At 54.7% G+C, this 15,110-nt stretch carries 16 protein-coding genes; 3 read left to right on the top strand and 13 right to left on the bottom strand.

Features of this window, described 5'->3' with window-relative positions; translation table 11 throughout:
* Positions 1-74: 74 nt before the first annotated feature.
* The 3 genes from kduI to ACSV5M_RS09905 all read left to right on the top strand — a co-directional run bounded on the left by kduI (position 75) and on the right by ACSV5M_RS09905 (position 2,525).
* Complete coding sequence (gene kduI / locus ACSV5M_RS09915; RefSeq protein WP_439175905.1) at positions 75-914, top strand: 5-dehydro-4-deoxy-D-glucuronate isomerase; 840 nt, start codon at positions 75-77, stop codon at positions 912-914.
* Positions 915-924: 10 nt separating this feature from the next.
* A complete protein-coding gene (locus ACSV5M_RS09910; RefSeq protein ID WP_439175903.1) occupies positions 925-1,719 on the top strand; it encodes a gluconate 5-dehydrogenase in 795 nt (264 codons plus the stop codon).
* Between the two features lie 239 nt (positions 1,720-1,958).
* The gene (locus ACSV5M_RS09905) at positions 1,959-2,525 is read left to right on the top strand and encodes an exopolysaccharide biosynthesis protein (protein WP_439175901.1); all 567 of its coding nucleotides are present in this window, start codon (positions 1,959-1,961) and stop codon (positions 2,523-2,525) included.
* A gap of 4 nt (positions 2,526-2,529) precedes the next feature.
* Here ACSV5M_RS09905 and hemW read toward each other — a convergent pair whose 3' ends face one another.
* The 13 genes from hemW to ACSV5M_RS09840 form a co-directional block, all read right to left on the bottom strand.
* On the bottom strand, positions 2,530-3,708 hold the full coding sequence (gene hemW / locus ACSV5M_RS09900; RefSeq protein ID WP_439175900.1) for a radical SAM family heme chaperone HemW: 1,179 nt from the start codon (positions 3,706-3,708) through the stop codon (positions 2,530-2,532).
* A gap of 85 nt (positions 3,709-3,793) precedes the next feature.
* Positions 3,794-4,390, bottom strand: a complete 597-nt coding sequence (gene rdgB / locus ACSV5M_RS09895; protein WP_439175899.1) for an RdgB/HAM1 family non-canonical purine NTP pyrophosphatase — start codon at positions 4,388-4,390, stop codon at positions 3,794-3,796.
* Between the two features lie 7 nt (positions 4,391-4,397).
* Positions 4,398-4,868, bottom strand: a complete 471-nt coding sequence (locus tag ACSV5M_RS09890; RefSeq protein WP_439175898.1) for a DUF4426 domain-containing protein — start codon at positions 4,866-4,868, stop codon at positions 4,398-4,400.
* Positions 4,869-4,996: 128 nt separating this feature from the next.
* A complete protein-coding gene (locus ACSV5M_RS09885; RefSeq protein ID WP_439175897.1) occupies positions 4,997-5,386 on the bottom strand; it encodes a DUF4168 domain-containing protein in 390 nt (129 codons plus the stop codon).
* 177 nt (positions 5,387-5,563) lie between these two features.
* Positions 5,564-6,946: a sigma-54-dependent transcriptional regulator gene (locus ACSV5M_RS09880; protein ID WP_439175896.1), complete on the bottom strand. Its 1,383-nt coding sequence runs from the start codon at positions 6,944-6,946 to the stop codon at positions 5,564-5,566.
* Positions 6,939-8,414 (bottom strand): ATP-binding protein, encoded by a 1,476-nt coding sequence (locus tag ACSV5M_RS09875; protein ID WP_439175895.1) that lies wholly within the window; start codon positions 8,412-8,414, stop codon positions 6,939-6,941. The genes ACSV5M_RS09880 and ACSV5M_RS09875 overlap by 8 nt, the downstream gene beginning before the upstream one ends.
* Positions 8,415-8,509: 95 nt before the next feature.
* Positions 8,510-9,103: a methionine biosynthesis protein MetW gene (gene metW / locus ACSV5M_RS09870; RefSeq protein ID WP_439175894.1), complete on the bottom strand. Its 594-nt coding sequence runs from the start codon at positions 9,101-9,103 to the stop codon at positions 8,510-8,512.
* Between the two features lie 3 nt (positions 9,104-9,106).
* Positions 9,107-10,252, bottom strand: a complete 1,146-nt coding sequence (metX, locus tag ACSV5M_RS09865; protein WP_439175892.1) for a homoserine O-succinyltransferase MetX — start codon at positions 10,250-10,252, stop codon at positions 9,107-9,109.
* A gap of 145 nt (positions 10,253-10,397) precedes the next feature.
* Positions 10,398-12,413: a dynamin family protein gene (locus ACSV5M_RS09860; protein WP_439175890.1), complete on the bottom strand. Its 2,016-nt coding sequence runs from the start codon at positions 12,411-12,413 to the stop codon at positions 10,398-10,400.
* A 179-nt stretch (positions 12,414-12,592) separates the two neighbouring features.
* Positions 12,593-12,898, bottom strand: a complete 306-nt coding sequence (locus tag ACSV5M_RS09855; protein WP_439175889.1) for a DUF167 family protein — start codon at positions 12,896-12,898, stop codon at positions 12,593-12,595.
* Positions 12,899-12,902: 4 nt separating this feature from the next.
* Positions 12,903-13,493, bottom strand: coding sequence for a YggT family protein (locus ACSV5M_RS09850; RefSeq protein ID WP_439175887.1), 591 nt, complete (start codon positions 13,491-13,493; stop codon positions 12,903-12,905).
* A 40-nt stretch (positions 13,494-13,533) separates the two neighbouring features.
* Positions 13,534-14,355 (bottom strand): pyrroline-5-carboxylate reductase, encoded by an 822-nt coding sequence (gene proC / locus ACSV5M_RS09845; RefSeq protein WP_439175886.1) that lies wholly within the window; start codon positions 14,353-14,355, stop codon positions 13,534-13,536.
* Between the two features lie 29 nt (positions 14,356-14,384).
* On the bottom strand, positions 14,385-15,083 hold the full coding sequence (locus ACSV5M_RS09840) for a YggS family pyridoxal phosphate-dependent enzyme (protein WP_439175884.1): 699 nt from the start codon (positions 15,081-15,083) through the stop codon (positions 14,385-14,387).
* Positions 15,084-15,110: the final 27 nt, after the last annotated feature.

Raw genomic sequence — 15,110 nt, 5'->3', positions numbered from 1 at the left:
GATAGTGGATATTAAAGGCCCTATCCGGCATTGTACTATTGAACAACCAACCTGGTAACGCTGAAGGTTTTATTATGAAAATTGTGGAAGAACGCTTTGCCGTTCATATGGATGACTTCAAACATTACGATACTGAAAAATTGCGCAAGCATTTTCTGATCGAGAAAATTTTTGAAGCCGATGAAGTTCTCTTTACCTATACCCACTACGAACGACTGATGGTGGGCGGCGCTATGCCGGTCAACAAAGCAATCAAGCTGGACCCGGTGTATCAGCAAAAAGCGGATTTCTTTTTACAGCGACGCGAGCTGGGTGCCATCAACATTGGTGGCAGCGGCAAGATCACCGTCGACGGCACAGAGTATAAGATCAACACCAAAGAAGCCCTGTACATCGGTCGCGGCGCACAGGATGTCAGTTTTAGCAGTGATGATGCCAGCAACCCGGCAAAATTCTATTTGAATTCAACACCGGCGCATCATGCCTACCCGACCAAAAAAGTCGGCAAGGAGGACGCCAAGGTGTTGAACATGGGTTCATCGGAAACCTGTAACGAACGCAATATTTATCAGTTAATGATTGCCGGTGTGGTTGATACCTGCCAATTGCAGATGGGCATGACCGAACTGAAAACCGGCAGCATCTGGAACACCATGCCGGTACACACGCACAGCCGTCGGATGGAAGCCTATTTTTATTTCCAGATCCCGGAAAACCAGGCGGTGTGTCACTTTATGGGTCCGGCGCATGAAACGCGGCATATCTGGGTTGGCAATGAACAAGCGGTGGTGTCGCCGCCCTGGTCCATGCATTCCGGCGCAGGTACAGCCAATTACACCTTTATTTGGGGTATGGCCGGCGAGAATCTGGATTACACCGATATGGATTTCCACAAGCCCAGCGACTTGAAATAAGGATCAACTCATGACACATCCTCTGTTTGATTTAACCGGCAAGATAGCTGTCGTTACCGGCGCTACCCACGGCCTGGGTATGTCCATGGCCTGTGGTCTTGCCAGTGCCGGCGCCACCTTGATTATCAATGGCAATTCGTCGCAGGAAAAAATCGATAACGCGGTGGCGGCATACCGTGCAAAAGGCTTCAAGGCGTTCGGTTATAAATTTAACGTGACAGATGAAGCACAAGTGATAGCAGCTGTCGATCAGATTGAACAAGATCACGGCCCTATTGATATTTTGGTCAACAACGCCGGTATCATCAAACGTATTCCATTACTCGATATGCCGCTGGAAGAGTTTGAAGAAGTGATCAAGACTGACCTCACCGGCGTGTTTACCATGACGCGCCCGGTAGCGCGCAAGATGGTGGAACGCCGCGCGGGCAAGATCATCAATATCTGTTCCATGATGAGCGAGTTGGGTCGCAACTCTGTCGGTGCATACGCAGCAGCGAAAGGCGGCCTGAAGATGCTGACGCGCAACATGGCGACCGAATGGGCCAAGTATAACGTACAGGTAAACGGGATTGGCCCCGGTTATTTCGCGACCAGCCAGACCGCTCCAATTCGCGTTGATGGCCATCCGTTTAATGATTTCATCATCAATCGAACCCCGGCTGGAAAGTGGGGCGATCCGGATGATCTGCAAGGCGCGACGATTTTCCTGGCATCAAAAGCGAGCGACTTTGTGACCGGACAAATCGTGTATGTCGATGGCGGCATCCTCGCCACCATTGGCAAGCCCTCCAACGAAGCCTGACCCTTTCTCCTCTGTTTTTTTGCTCTTTGCAGCCGCTGCTGACGCAGCGGTTTTTTTATGTGTGGCACACAACAAGGCGCCATCTCCGCAACGAACCCGACTTACTTTCTTTTGTCTAGAATCTTGGCCAATACATCCTCGCCATCGACACCAAAACCCTACACATTCAAATGGAACGAACCAGGTAGAAGACGACGATGAAGAAGGCACGGCTGGAGCAAGCAACGATGGAGAAAGCAATGAATCTGACAGCAGTCCTGGATGAAATTAAAGAAAATATCGATGGCGATAAAATCAGCTTTGGTAAAATCGTCGACGAATTTGAAGATCGCGGCTACGGCCCACTGTTGCTCATTGCAGCATTGTTTATCATGTTACCCACCGGGGGCATACCGGGAATTCCCACGGTATTAGCTGTTGTTATTATTTTTATTGCCGCGCAATTAACCTGGGGACGCTCCACACCCTGGTTGCCGGATAAATTGCGCAGCATCAGTTTTGATAAAGCGAAATTTACTAAAGCAGCGAACAAGATCAAACCGTTCACTCGCAAAGTTGATTACATACTCCGGCCACGACTGAAACGCTTCGCCAAGAAGCCCATGACGCGCATTATCGGGGCTGTGATTATTGGGCTGTGTTTATTCATGCCGTTTTTGGAAATCATTCCTTTCGCAGACGTAATTCCTTCTTCGTCTATTGTGATTATCAGTCTCGGCCTGACGGCACGTGATGGTATCTTCACCCTGGTCGGATTGATAGCGGCACTTGTCATGCTCGGCGGCCTGGCGACCTGGCTACTGTAGCCGTTCAATCACCCGTGTAAGCCTCAAGCACATTGTTCAAAAAACGCTGCCCTAGCGCTGTGGTTTTCATTATGCCTTCACCCACCTCTACCAATCCCTTCTGTGTTAATTCCGACCATTGCGGCTCCAACGCATTAAATGGCAAGCCCGTACGTTGTTGAAAAAAAGCCACAGGGACTCCTTCCACTAAACGTAAACTATTTAATAAAAATTCCAGGGGTAGCGCGTGTTGCTGTAACACCTCGCCACCACCGAGGTACGTGTTTTGATGACCGGCAACAGCAGGTGAAATTTTATTGTGGCTGTCCAGGTAGTGTTTGGGTAAACGGGTTTTCCATAAGCGCGTAATACCTTGTTGTGTCGGCGACGTGATCTTGCCGTGGGCACCGGCGCCGATGCCAAGGTAATCACCAAACTGCCAATAATTGATATTGTGCCGCGCGCGTTTGCCCGCTTGTGCATAGGCAGAAATTTCGTATTGCCGGTATCCGGCTTCCGCCAACAGGTTCACACCGGCATCCTGAATATCCGCGAGGATGTCTTCGTCCGGTAAGCGCGGCGGCGCCGAATAAAAAACCGTATTCTGTTCGATGGTCAACTGATACCAGGAGATATGCTCCGGCGTCAGTGCAATCGCCTGTTGTAAGTCGGCTTGCGCATCCGCTACGGACTGCTTAGGCAAACCGTGCATTAAATCCAGATTAATATTATCGAAGCCGGCGGCGCGTGCGACATCTACTGCACGCAGGGCTTCACTGCGACCATGTACACGGCCCAGCAATGCCAGTTGCGTATCGTTAAAACTCTGGATGCCGATGGATAAACGATTCACACCGGCAGCGCGAAATCCGCGAAAGCGCTCCTGCTCAAAGGTGCCCGGATTTGCTTCCAGCGTAATTTCAATATCCTCTTCAAATCCGACCAATTGCTCAGCGTCTTGCAGAATCTGCCCGATCGCTTGCGCCGATAGAATACTCGGCGTGCCGCCGCCAAAAAAAATGCTGATGAGTTTGCGCCCCTGTGCCAGAGACGCATCCTGCTCAAGATCAGCCCGCAACGCGGCGACATAATCTGCTTCCGGCACGGCATCATTGGCTTGATGCGAATTAAAATCACAGTAGGGACATTTGCGGATGCACCAGGGAATGTGGATGTACAGTGCCAGGGGAGGAAGTTGCAGCATGGGAGTCCTGCTGGTGATACAGCAATAAGAATTAACGAAATGCAGTTAACAAACCGCAGGAAAATCGTTCGCTATAAAAAGCGGTTTACCGGCTTTTTAATATGGCCAGCAAATCCGCCATAGCCATACCGCGATGGCTGATACGGTTTTTTTCATCCTTGTCCAACTCAGCCGCCGCACACCCATGAGTCGGCACAAAAAATAAAGGATCGTAACCAAACCCACCCTGCCCGCGCGCCGCTGTGAGAATGCGCCCCTCCCATGAACCGTGGCAGAGTAGCGGCGTCGGATCTTCTGCATGACGCATAAACGCCAGCACACAGTGGTATCGCGCGGTACGTTGCGCCTCCGGGACAGCGTGGAGTTCCTGGAGCAATTTTGCATTGTTATCGCCGTCGGAAGCACCGTTACCCGCGTAGCGCGCGGAATAAATGCCCGGACGGCCATTGAGCGCATCAACTTCCAGACCTGAGTCATCTGCAATGGCGGGCAAGCCGGTGTGGTGACAGGCATGGCGTGCTTTGATGATGGCATTTTCAACAAAGGTCAAACCGGTCTCGTCAGCATTATCAACCTGATAAGCAGATTGCGGCACCACGTCGAACCCACAGCCGGCAAGCAATTGCTGGAATTCACGCAGCTTGCCGGCATTGCCGCTGGCGAGCACTATTTTCTGAGTCATACCACCGTCACTCTTCAGTATGCAATTGGCGGGTGAAGCGCACTGTAAACGGGGCGGATGCCGTGTCCGGTTGCACCTGTACGGTAAAGTTGACGACTTCCTCATTAGTGTGGCGCAGCGGAGCGAGATAGTAAGTCGCATCCCCTTCTGCGATGGTTTTAAATGTCAGTGTGCGCTGCTGTTGAATCAGGTTGGTCGCCGTGCCGCTCACCTTAGCCGGCAATCCCAACGTGGTCTTGCCATCCTGCGTCCAGGTGAGGCTGATGTTAACCAGAACCTGGTTGGCGGCGCGAGTGAGTCCGTATACCTGAGCGACTTCCGGGCTGATAAAGGTGCTATTAAACACACTGAAGTGAACGGTGTAAGCACCAAATTGCTGCGAGGTTTCGACCGGTTTTGGCTGGTCTGTCTGGGCCTGGCTGGATAGCGCAGGCAGCATGAAAAGCAGGATGCACAGGTGGGCGCGAAATGATGACATTACCGGCAATCTCCCAAGGGACAAAAGTGTCCGCATTTTACAGGATTACGCCGTATTAAATGTCGAAATGAGTGAGAGTAAAGCGAAACACCGGAGCCAGAGCTCCGGTGCCAAGGGTGATGGAAAAATTAATTAGCCATTTTTTCCTGGATGCGAGCGCGCAAATCCTGGTCCTGACCGGCGCGGCTGGCGATTTGCTGGTACTCAGGAATCGTCAGCCCGGAATCCGCTACGGCTTCCTGCATCTTGGTTTGCGCTTCCTGTTGCAGCTCGGTGGCTTTTTCAGGGGCTTCAGTAGCTTGTAACTGCTCACTGTATTCCTGGTTGATCTTCTGCACTTCCACATAGGCCGTTACAAACTGATCGACCTTTTCCTCGCTAATCTGCGGCTGGGCCTGGGTTGCGGGCGCTGTGGGTGTAGTAGTTTGCGGTACGGTTTCTGCCAATGCCAAAGGTGCTGCACACAGACCGACAGAGATAGACAGAATGGCCAATGGTTGCTTGATCATCTTGAACATAATTTTCTCCTCATGTACTCCATTGAATATAAAAAGTTACATAAGGTGTTTTGCAATCGCTATGCCAGCCTCATAAAAATCCTAATTTATTGATTTTTAATGCTTTTATGGAAGATGACATTCAATAAAACTGTGCCCCGGCGCCCATGCGCCAGATTGACACATAGATACGGCAGATTATTCATCGTCGCTCTCGAGCCACCGGTACAAGGTCCGCCGACCGATGCCCAGGATCTCCGCCGCCCGCCGCTTGTTGCCATCGACCTGTTGCAGTACATAACGGATATAGTCCTGCTCGATGGTTTCCAGGGGAACCAGTTGCCCCTCCACCAACGGCGGTTCCCAGCGGCCCGCCAGGGTGTCGAGAGAGGTAATAGCGATGGACTGCACCCGCTCGGGCAGGTGCTCTACCTCAATTTGCCGTCCGGTGCAAAAGGTCACTGCCCGCTCAATCATATTGGCCAACTCGCGGACATTGCCTGGAAAGGGATAGGCCTTTAGGCGCATCAGGGCATCGGCCGAGATACCTTCCACCGGCTGTTCGCGGCGCAGGTTCTGGTGTTTGAGGTGGTGACTGATCAGGCGCTCCAGGTCCCCGGCGCGACGGCGCAGCGGGGGCACCTCCACCGAAAAGGTTTCCAGCCGGTAATACAGGTCTTCACGGAAGCGACCGGCACTGACCTCCTCCGTCAGTTGGCGATTGGTGGCCGCAATGATGCGCACGTCCAGCTCCTGTTCGCGGTTGCTGCCTACCGGACGCACCCGGCCATCCTGCAAGGTACGCAGCAGGCTCGACTGCATCTCCAGCGGCATTTCGCCGATCTCGTCCAGTAACACCGTGCCGCCGTTCGCGGCGGCGAATAATCCCTGCCGCGCCTTATCCGCACCGGTAAACGCGCCAGCCGCGTGGCCGAAGAGTTCGCTCTCCAGCAGGCTGGCGGGAATACCGCCACAGTTGATGGCCACAAAGGGTTTATCGCGCCGGGGGCTCTCATTGTGGAGCGCTCGCGCCACCAGTTCTTTACCCACGCCGCTCTCGCCGGTAATCAACACCGGCCCTTCCGCTTGGGCGATCTGGCGCAAGAGCGCAAACAGTTGGCGCATAACGCTGCTGCCGCCGATCATGCCGTGGAATTCAGCTTCATCCAACAGCCGCCGATAGTAGGCCACCTCTTCCTGTAATTGCTGGCGCTGCAAGGTGCGCTCAACACACAGGCGCAAGTGATCCAGATCCAGGGGTTTGGTGAGGAAGTCGTCGGCGCCGCGCTTGAGGGCATCCACCGCCTGGTCAATGGTGCCAAAGGCGGTAATGACAATAAATCCCGGCTTGAGTGGTAATTGCTTGACGTTCTCCAGCAAGGTCAAACCGTTCCCATCCGGTAGCCGCAGATCGCTGACGATCAGTTGCGGCAGTTGCGCCTGTAAAAATGCACGGGCTTCCTGCAAACCACCGCAGGCAATACAGCTGTGTCCGGCGTCTTGCAGTTCCTCCATCAGCAATTGCTGCAGGTCGGGATCATCCTCCACCAACAAGACATCAACAGGCTGTGGTCTAGTCATGAGCAACTCCTTGGCTGTGCGGATTAAGGGGCAGATGCAAACGGAAGCTGGCCCCACCCCATTCACTGTGGCCGACCGCTATACGACCGCCGTGTTCACTGACCACGGCGTCCACCACCGCCAATCCCAGACCGGTGCCGGTGGATTTTGTGGTGAAGAAGGGTTCGAGCAACCGGTGTTGATCGCCTTCGTCAATACCGGATCCGTCGTCCTCCACCGTGAACACCAGCCAGCCCGGATCGGTGACCTGCCAATCCAGCCGGACGCGCCCGCCCGGTGTGGCCTGGATGGCGTTGCGCAGCAAATTGATCAACGCCTGTTCCAGTCGCAGACGGTCGCCCTGGAGACTGAGCGAGTTGTCCCGCCCCACCACAATCATCTGCACGTCTTGCTGTTGGCGTTCCATATCCACCTGGGCCAGCGATGAATGCAACAGGTCGGTCACCTTAACGTCACTCATCACCGGCTTGACCGGGCGAGCGAAGTCCATGAGTTGCCGGATGATGCGCTCCATCCGCTGCAATTGCTGACGAATCTGGTGCAGTACACCGGCACTTTGCTCATCCGCATGGCGTAACTCACGCTGGGCTTTACCATCCGCCACACTGAGCGGTGTTCCCAACTCGTGGGCGACGCCAGCGGCAAAGCGGCCGATAGCGGCCAATTTTTCATTTTGCTGCAAGCGGGTTTGCAGTTCATATTCGCGCTCACGTCGCTCCCGCAATTCCTGCTCCGAGGCGACAATACTGTCGAGCATCTGGTTAAAACCTTGCGCCAGGAAGCGGATCTCCGAGGGACCATCCACCGCTACCCGGTGCTGCAAATTACCCACCGCAATCAATTCCATGTCTTCACGCATCCGGTGAATATGGCGGCCAACTGCTCGCTGGTATCCCACCCAAATCAGCGCCATCACCAACAGGGCGGACAACACCAGCATACCAATGGCATTCACGCGAAATTCGTCAATGCGGCGGGAAAAATCACTGCCGCGCCGGGTCACCTGCAAGAGGCCAATACTGCGCTCGCCGCTGTCGGTTAGCGGTAAAAAGTAGGAAAACACTTCTTCGCCACCTATCTCGTCAAATTCACCCTGTTCATCGCCTTTATTTGCCAGATCCACCGCTTCACGATCCTGTACCTGCGCTTTGGATGAGCCGCTGGTGGAGATGCGCTTGCCGTCCTTGTCGTAGACATACACGGCATAGACTTTGTCGATGTCAAAGATAGATGTCACGCTGCGCTGCAAGGTGCCAGAGTGTCCGTGCTGCAGCGCGTGACTCAGGGGTAAACGAATAGCGCGCGCCAGCAATTCAATTTCTTCTTCCATCGCCGCCTTTGCACTGGCTTCCAGGCGGTAGAGGCCGTACCAGCCAGTGGCGATAAGGGTAATCAGGAATGGCAAGAGGACAAACACCAGCAAGGCAGCGCGAATGTTGTAAAACGCGATTCTGTTAAAGGAGAACATAGGCAGTGATGTGTTTGTGAATGATGCTCCATCCTAACACACACAAAAAAAGCGCTGCCTCAGAAATGAGGCGCGCCGAACAAGCGAAGAAAAAATCAGACGGATTTGCGCAAATGATAGATGGCGGTTTCGCCAAACAAATTCGGCGCAATATCTTTCAGGGTTTGCAGGGACTGTTCGTTGACCACCTGGCGATTGATCACCTGGATATTTTTTTCGCGGCACAACACCTCGAAATCCTTAAAGGTACAAAAATGGATGTTGGGTGTGTCGTACCACTCATAAGGCAAGAGGTCGGAGACCGGCATACGCCCGCGCGTGGCGAGATAAAAACGCGCTTTCCAATGGCCAAAATTAGGAAAGGTCACGATGCATTCCTTGCCGACACGCAACATCTCATCCAATACCAAATGCGGAAAATGCAGGGTTTGCAATGCCTGGGTCATCAATACCGTATCAAAACTTTTATCGGCAAAATTGCCCAAGCCGCGATCCAGGTTTTGTTCGACAACATTCAACCCTTTATCGATACACAAATTAATTTGCTCTGGATCTATCTCTAATCCATAACCTTCAACATGCTTGTTATCGATCAAAAATTTCAGCAGCGTACCATCGCCACAACCCAAATCGAGAATCCGGCTGCCCTGCGTGATCCAGTGTTGAATTTCATTAAGATCTATACGCATAACTTACTCCGTGGCAATCCCGGCAAGGTAACGGGCAAACACTTGCTGATAACGCGGGTTGGGTAACAGGAACGCATCGTGACCGAAGTTGGATTCGATCTCGGCGTAGGTCACCGCTTTGCGCGCGCCCATCAAGGCATTCACAATTTCACGCGACCGCTCCGGTGCAAAGCGCCAGTCGGTACTGAATGACACCACCAGAAATTTTGCGCGTGCGTGACTAAACGCAAGCACAGGATCATCGTTATACTCGCGCGCCAGATCAAAATAATCGAGCGCTTTGGTGATCAGCAAATAGCTGTTCGCATCGAAATTATTCGCGAAGGTGTCGCCCTGATAACGCAGGTAACTTTCAATCTGGAACTCCACCGGCTCATCAACACCGCGTTCAAAACTACCCTTGCGTAAATCGCGGCCGAATTTTTCGCCCATGGCGTAATCCGACAAATACGTAATGTGGCCGATCATGCGCGCGACCGCCAGACCATTGCGCGGCAAGGTGTTCTGTTCCAGGTAGCGACCTTCGCAAAAATTCGGATCGCTCATGATCGCCTGGCGCGCAGTTTCGTTGAACGCGATGTTTTGTGCAGTCAGCTTCATCGCGGAGGCAATCACCACGCAATGGCGCACCCGCTCAGGATATTCCAGGGCCCAACGCATCACCTGCATGCCGCCCAGGCTACCGCCGATGATCGCCGCCCAGGTGTCGATGCCGAGTTTATCGGCCAGGCGCGCCTGGCTCGCCACCCAATCGCGCACACGCAACTTGGGAAAATCCGGGCCCCAGGGTTTGTCCGTGGCCGGATTGATACTGGTGGGGCCGGTCGAGCCGTGACAGCCGCCGAGGTTATTCAGTGCAACCACAAAAAATTTGTTGGTATCGATAGGTTTGCCGGGGCCGATATAGGCATCCCACCAGCCGGGTTTACGGTCTTCCAGCGTGTGGTAACCCGCCGCATGATGATGGCCCGACAGCGCATGACAAATCAGCACCGCGTTGGATTTGCTCGCGTTAAGCTGGCCGTAGGTTTCGTAGATGAGTTGGTAATTATCCAGCGTCTTGCCGCAAGCCAGCAGCAAGGGTTCATTGAATTGAATGGTCTGAGGCGTAACCAGACCCACTGAATCAGCGGGTAGCGTTATTGGCATGATGATCTCGTATCTCGGCAGCACACAATGAACATCGCCGCGTGGCGAAGGCCGCACTCAGGCGCGGCGGCAAGGCGCAAGTCTACGGTCGCTGTTCGGTGGCTGCAAGGGAGTTGTGCACCCTGCATGGCAGGGTGCGGATAGATCAGGAAGAGCGCGAAGCCTGCCGCGCTTCACTGAGGGAGACAATGGTCGCGCCGGTATCCGCAGGTGCCTTGACCTCTGCAGCGTCATCCAACGGCGCTTTCATAACCTCGCGGTAGAGCGGCTCCAATTGCGTCAATGCCGCCTGCATCTGGTAGATATTGGTTTGCAGACTTTCCACTTTTTCCGCATGGGTGTTGCGCTGGTTCTGCATTTGCGTGAGGCGCAGCATGTGTTGCTCAACCAGTTGCTTCTGGTATTCGTTGTTGTGAAAGAGCGGCGAGAGCGCTTCCTGCAACCAGTGCTCAATCGCGCGATTGATATCTTTGAAGGTGTTGCGTACTTCCTGCACCAACGTGTTGATAAAACGGCTGATAAAGGTGCTTTTGCTGGTCAGCAGGCTGTTAAGCGACAACCGGAAATCGTCCGCGCGGGTGTGCAACTGACGCAGTTGACGGCGCTCCTTGTGCATCCGGAACAGGTGACGGTTAAGCAATTCAGCATTGGTCTGGTTGTGTTCGGGGCGCTCGTAAATCGAGGTCAGTACTTTGTTGGCCCGCTCGATCTCGCGTTCCAGGTGACGAATATTGCTGTCCACCGCATCAAAGAATTCGCCGATGGCGCGGGACAAGCCGAGGGTAGTCCAGCTCTGCGCCAGCTTGTGATGCGCTTCCTGTACCTGCATCTCCAACTGGCTCGCACTGACGGGGCTCAACAGTGCCGCGCGCTGATTCTCCAACAGGCGCTGGCTGGTGCGCAGCGAGAGCGCCTGCTTGTGGTATTGGTGATGGGTTTGGCGAATGGTATCGCGCAGTTGTTGCAGCGTATCAATAGCATCCGGATTCGCCGCAGAGCGCAACACGCCGACCTCCGCCTCACATTCCTTCAAACGCCGGGCCAGGCTGTTGCGCGTGTTGATGATCATGCTGTAGCTGTCACCGATCAGCCGATGCCCGATGATTTGCTGCTGACTGCGCACTACACATTCGGCCAGCATCCGCTCCAGCACTGGGAAATTACTCCGCTGCAGCTGCGCCGTATTGCGCCCGACCTTGGCCAACAGGCCGTGCTTGGCAGACAAGGTCAGCACATGCTCCGGCGACAATTCCAATTGGCGCGCGGTCAATTGGCGCAGTTGCTCAACCTGGCTGTCCACTTCCTGGGAGCCGGACAGGTCATCCCACAAGCTGTCGATCTTGTTAAGCAACGCCAGCACCGCCGTGCAATGGTCATCGCGCAGGATCTGGATATGTTCGCGCCAGATAGTCATATCGCTGGCAGTAACTCCCGCATCAGCAGCCAGCAGGAACAGAATCGCCTGGGCTTCCGGCAGGGTGCGCAGGGTCAATTCGGGCTCGTTGCCGAGGGCGTTTAACCCGGGGGTATCAACAATCCGCAGGCCCTGACGCAACAATGGGTGGTCGAGGTTGATCAACGCATGGCGCCAACAGGGCACAGCCACCATGCCGTTCTCGTCGCGCTCGCCCAATTCATCGGTGGAGAAACCGAGCCGTGCGGCTTCGGCCGGCGTCACCTGTTTATTGGCAGACACCTGATTGATCGCGGTGCGCATCTGCACCGGGTCCTGGGGGTCAAAATGAATGGTCACCCAGTTCTGAGGAATGCGTTTGAAACTTTGCAGGCTGGTATTGGTGCGGCGGGTTTCTATCGGCAGCAAGCGCACGCAATTGCGATGTTTCTGGTTGGGCTCCCAGTAAATCTCGGTGGGGCACATGGTCGTGCGGCCCGGCTGGGACGGCAGCAAGCGACGACCGCCTTCGGTATACAGCAGGGCATTGATCAATTCCGTCTTACCGCGGGAAAACTCGCCGACACAGGCAATGGTAAAGCTATCGCCGCGCAGCAGTTGACGTGCGCGTTTGAGGGTCTTGTGCACTTCGGCACTGACCATGTTGTGGTTCTGCCCCCACTTTTCAAAGCGTTGCAGACGATCATCCAACTGGTGCTTCCAGCGGTTGTAGTTGGTCATTTGACGGTGAAGCGCTTTAACATCCATGGAGCGAACCTTTCTTGATTAGCCTGTGTTATTGATTATCGATCTTCGGAGCCACAGCGCTACACCGCTTTCGCCTGAAGCCACATTGATCACTTTTTGACACTAAATTAAAGCTGAAAAATTGACACCTGAATAGTCTCACCCCGACCCAGTGGTCAAACCAGCGGATCAAAGGCGCGCTAATCGTGGCAGGAAATCAGGGATTGCGGCGGTAACTGGCGAGGCGCCCGGATCAGCAGGGTTTTCTGGCGGCCCAGCTCACCCTGCACAATGGTCACCTGCGAACGCGGGACATCGAATAACTTGCTCAGCCACCTCACCAGATGTTCGTTGGCTTTACCATCCACCGGCGGGGCCGTAATCCGCAACTTCAACCGATCCCCGTGCAAGCCGACAATCTCGTCGTGAGCCGCCTTGGGCTGCAACTGGCAGTGGAGAAACAGATCCTCGCCCTGCCAGCGGTAGTGGCGTGCCGATCCGGTCACCGGTTTACAGCCCGAGTACCAGTCCCGATGGCATATTCACCGAACCGGCGATGGCGGCAATCAGGTAGCGATTGATCACATGCAGAATCATAAACGCTACGATGGGCGACAGGTCGATCACTCCCAGCGGCGGAATGATCTTGCGTAGCGGCGCCATCGCCGGCTCGATCACCTGGCGTACCAGCACCAGTGCAGGGTTCTGGCTGAAAGGCGCAATCCAACTGGCAATGATCACAATGATCAGCCCCCAGAAGTAGATGCTGGCGAAGGTCGCCAGGACGCCAACAAACGACCAGGCAATCAGGTTAAACACGCCGATAAAGCCATAGCCGGCGACGAAAAAAATAATCTGGATCACCAGCGCTTGCACCAGCAATCCCAGCACCAGCGAGGCGAAATCAATCCCGTAAAAGCCGGGGATCACCTTGCGCAAGGGCAGCAACAGCGGGTTGGTCGCCTTGGCAATCGTTTGGGAGATCGGGTTATAGAAATCAGCGCGAACCAGCTGAAACAGGAAACGCAACAACACCAACAATAAATACAGTGACCCAATGGTGCGGATCACATAGATGGCAATCTCAGCCAGGACGGACATAGCGACTCCTCGTTGATCAATAAACAGGTATATACGGGAATTATCGCCCGAGTTGTTCAGACAGCTCCAGCGAACGATCAGCACAAGCCTGCATCGCGCGACGGACCACCGTGCGAAGGCCATCTTCTTCAAACGATCTGATCGCCTGCTCGGTAGTGCCTTTCGGGGAGGTGACGCGACGGCGTAATTCGGCAACATCCACATCACTGTTTTTAGCCAGCAGGGCTGCGCCCAGGGCTGTTTGCAAAGTCAGTTCGGCAGCGCACTCGCGTGACAAGCCAAGATCAACAGCGGCATCCATCATGGCTTCCATCATCAGAAAGAAATAAGCCGGGCCGGAACCCGATACGGCGGTGACCGCATTGAGCAGCGACTCATCATCCAGCCATTGCACCACACCAACGGCACCCAGAATGTGACTGGCCGCCTGCCGTTGTTCAGTGGACGTATTGGCGTTGGCGAAGAGGCCGGCCGCACCGGTCTGCACTTGCGAGGGGGTGTTGGGCATGGAGCGAACGATAGCCTGATCGGCTCCCAGCCATTCGCCCATGCTGCCGGTGGTGATGCCCGCCGCCACCGAGATGATCAGGGGCTTGTGGGCCAATGCCGGCGCGAGTTCCAGGGCGACGGCTTTAAGCATCTGGGGCTTCACTGCTAAAATCACTACATCAGCCACCTGCGCCAGGGCGCGGTTGTCAGTGCCAACCTGAATGCCGAATTGTTTGCTTACGCTATCCAGGGTTTCCTGACGGGTAGCGCTGGCGCTGATATACCCGGCGGGGTAGCCCTTCGCCAGAAGTCCACCGATGATGGCACGCGCCATATTGCCGGCACCGATAAAGGCAAGTTTGAGGTTATTCACAAGATCATCCCGTCGCTATAAAAAGTGTTTTATTCCTTGGGCGCGCGCGCCCCGAAGATATCAGTTCCCACACGCACCATCGTTGCGCCGCTGGCGATAGCCGCCTCCAGGTCGCCGGACATGCCCATGGATAGCGTATCCAGTTGCGTCAGCCCCTGCTGTTGTAAGGAAACCAGCGCATCGCGCAAACGGGCGAAGGTCGCTCGCTGGTGCTGCGGATCATCATTGGGTGCCGGTATGCTCATCAGGCCACGCAGATGCAGGTTTGGCAATGCGGCCACCTGTTTCGCCAGCGCCGGTAGCTCTGTAAGACTCACCCCGGCCTTGGTCGCCTCGTCATCAATATTCACTTGCACACAGACCTGTAGTGCTGGCAGTGTAGAGGGCCGTTGCGCGCTCAGGCGCTGCGCGGTCTTGAGCCGGTCTATACTGTGAACCCAGTCAAAATTTTCGGCGATGGCGCGGGTTTTGTTGGACTGGATGGGCCCGATAAAATGCCATTCAATATCCGGCAAGTGCGTAAGAGCCTGTTTTTTTTCCAGCGCTTCTTGCAGATAGTTTTCACCAAACCGGCGTTGTCCCCACTGCCAGGCTTGTTCAACAACCGCAGCCGGCCGGGTTTTGCTGACCGCCAGCAAGTGAACACCGGCAGGATCACGACCGGACTCCCGCGCCGCTTGTTGAATGCGCGCCATGACTTTGGCGAGATTGTCGTCTATCTTGTGCATATCCAGTATGAGAGTGTGCCGCTTGTT

This window comes from Cellvibrio sp. ARAG 10.3 (genome assembly GCF_051846955.1).
Classification (GTDB): Bacteria; Pseudomonadota; Gammaproteobacteria; order Pseudomonadales; family Cellvibrionaceae; genus Cellvibrio.
The sequence above is the reverse complement of the archived record's forward strand: the minus strand, read 5'-3'. Positions and strand labels throughout refer to the sequence as shown.

What these genes read in the sequence shown, in the direction of transcription:
- metW (WP_439175894.1), bottom strand. Translation starts at nt 9,103, where the DNA reads ATGCGTATAGATCTTAATGAAATTCAACACTGGATCACGCAGGGCAGC.
- ACSV5M_RS09905 (WP_439175901.1), top strand. Translation starts at nt 1,959, where the DNA reads ATGAATCTGACAGCAGTCCTGGATGAAATTAAAGAAAATATCGATGGC.
- metX (WP_439175892.1), bottom strand. Translation starts at nt 10,252, where the DNA reads ATGCCAATAACGCTACCCGCTGATTCAGTGGGTCTGGTTACGCCTCAG.
- ACSV5M_RS09880 (WP_439175896.1), bottom strand. Translation starts at nt 6,946, where the DNA reads ATGACTAGACCACAGCCTGTTGATGTCTTGTTGGTGGAGGATGATCCC.
- rdgB (WP_439175899.1), bottom strand. Translation starts at nt 4,390, where the DNA reads ATGACTCAGAAAATAGTGCTCGCCAGCGGCAATGCCGGCAAGCTGCGT.
- kduI (WP_439175905.1), top strand. Translation starts at nt 75, where the DNA reads ATGAAAATTGTGGAAGAACGCTTTGCCGTTCATATGGATGACTTCAAA.
- ACSV5M_RS09875 (WP_439175895.1), bottom strand. Translation starts at nt 8,414, where the DNA reads ATGTTCTCCTTTAACAGAATCGCGTTTTACAACATTCGCGCTGCCTTG.
- ACSV5M_RS09885 (WP_439175897.1), bottom strand. Translation starts at nt 5,386, where the DNA reads ATGTTCAAGATGATCAAGCAACCATTGGCCATTCTGTCTATCTCTGTC.
- ACSV5M_RS09910 (WP_439175903.1), top strand. Translation starts at nt 925, where the DNA reads ATGACACATCCTCTGTTTGATTTAACCGGCAAGATAGCTGTCGTTACC.
- ACSV5M_RS09840 (WP_439175884.1), bottom strand. Translation starts at nt 15,083, where the DNA reads ATGCACAAGATAGACGACAATCTCGCCAAAGTCATGGCGCGCATTCAA.
- ACSV5M_RS09860 (WP_439175890.1), bottom strand. Translation starts at nt 12,413, where the DNA reads ATGGATGTTAAAGCGCTTCACCGTCAAATGACCAACTACAACCGCTGG.
- ACSV5M_RS09850 (WP_439175887.1), bottom strand. Translation starts at nt 13,493, where the DNA reads ATGTCCGTCCTGGCTGAGATTGCCATCTATGTGATCCGCACCATTGGG.
- hemW (WP_439175900.1), bottom strand. Translation starts at nt 3,708, where the DNA reads ATGCTGCAACTTCCTCCCCTGGCACTGTACATCCACATTCCCTGGTGC.
- ACSV5M_RS09890 (WP_439175898.1), bottom strand. Translation starts at nt 4,868, where the DNA reads ATGTCATCATTTCGCGCCCACCTGTGCATCCTGCTTTTCATGCTGCCT.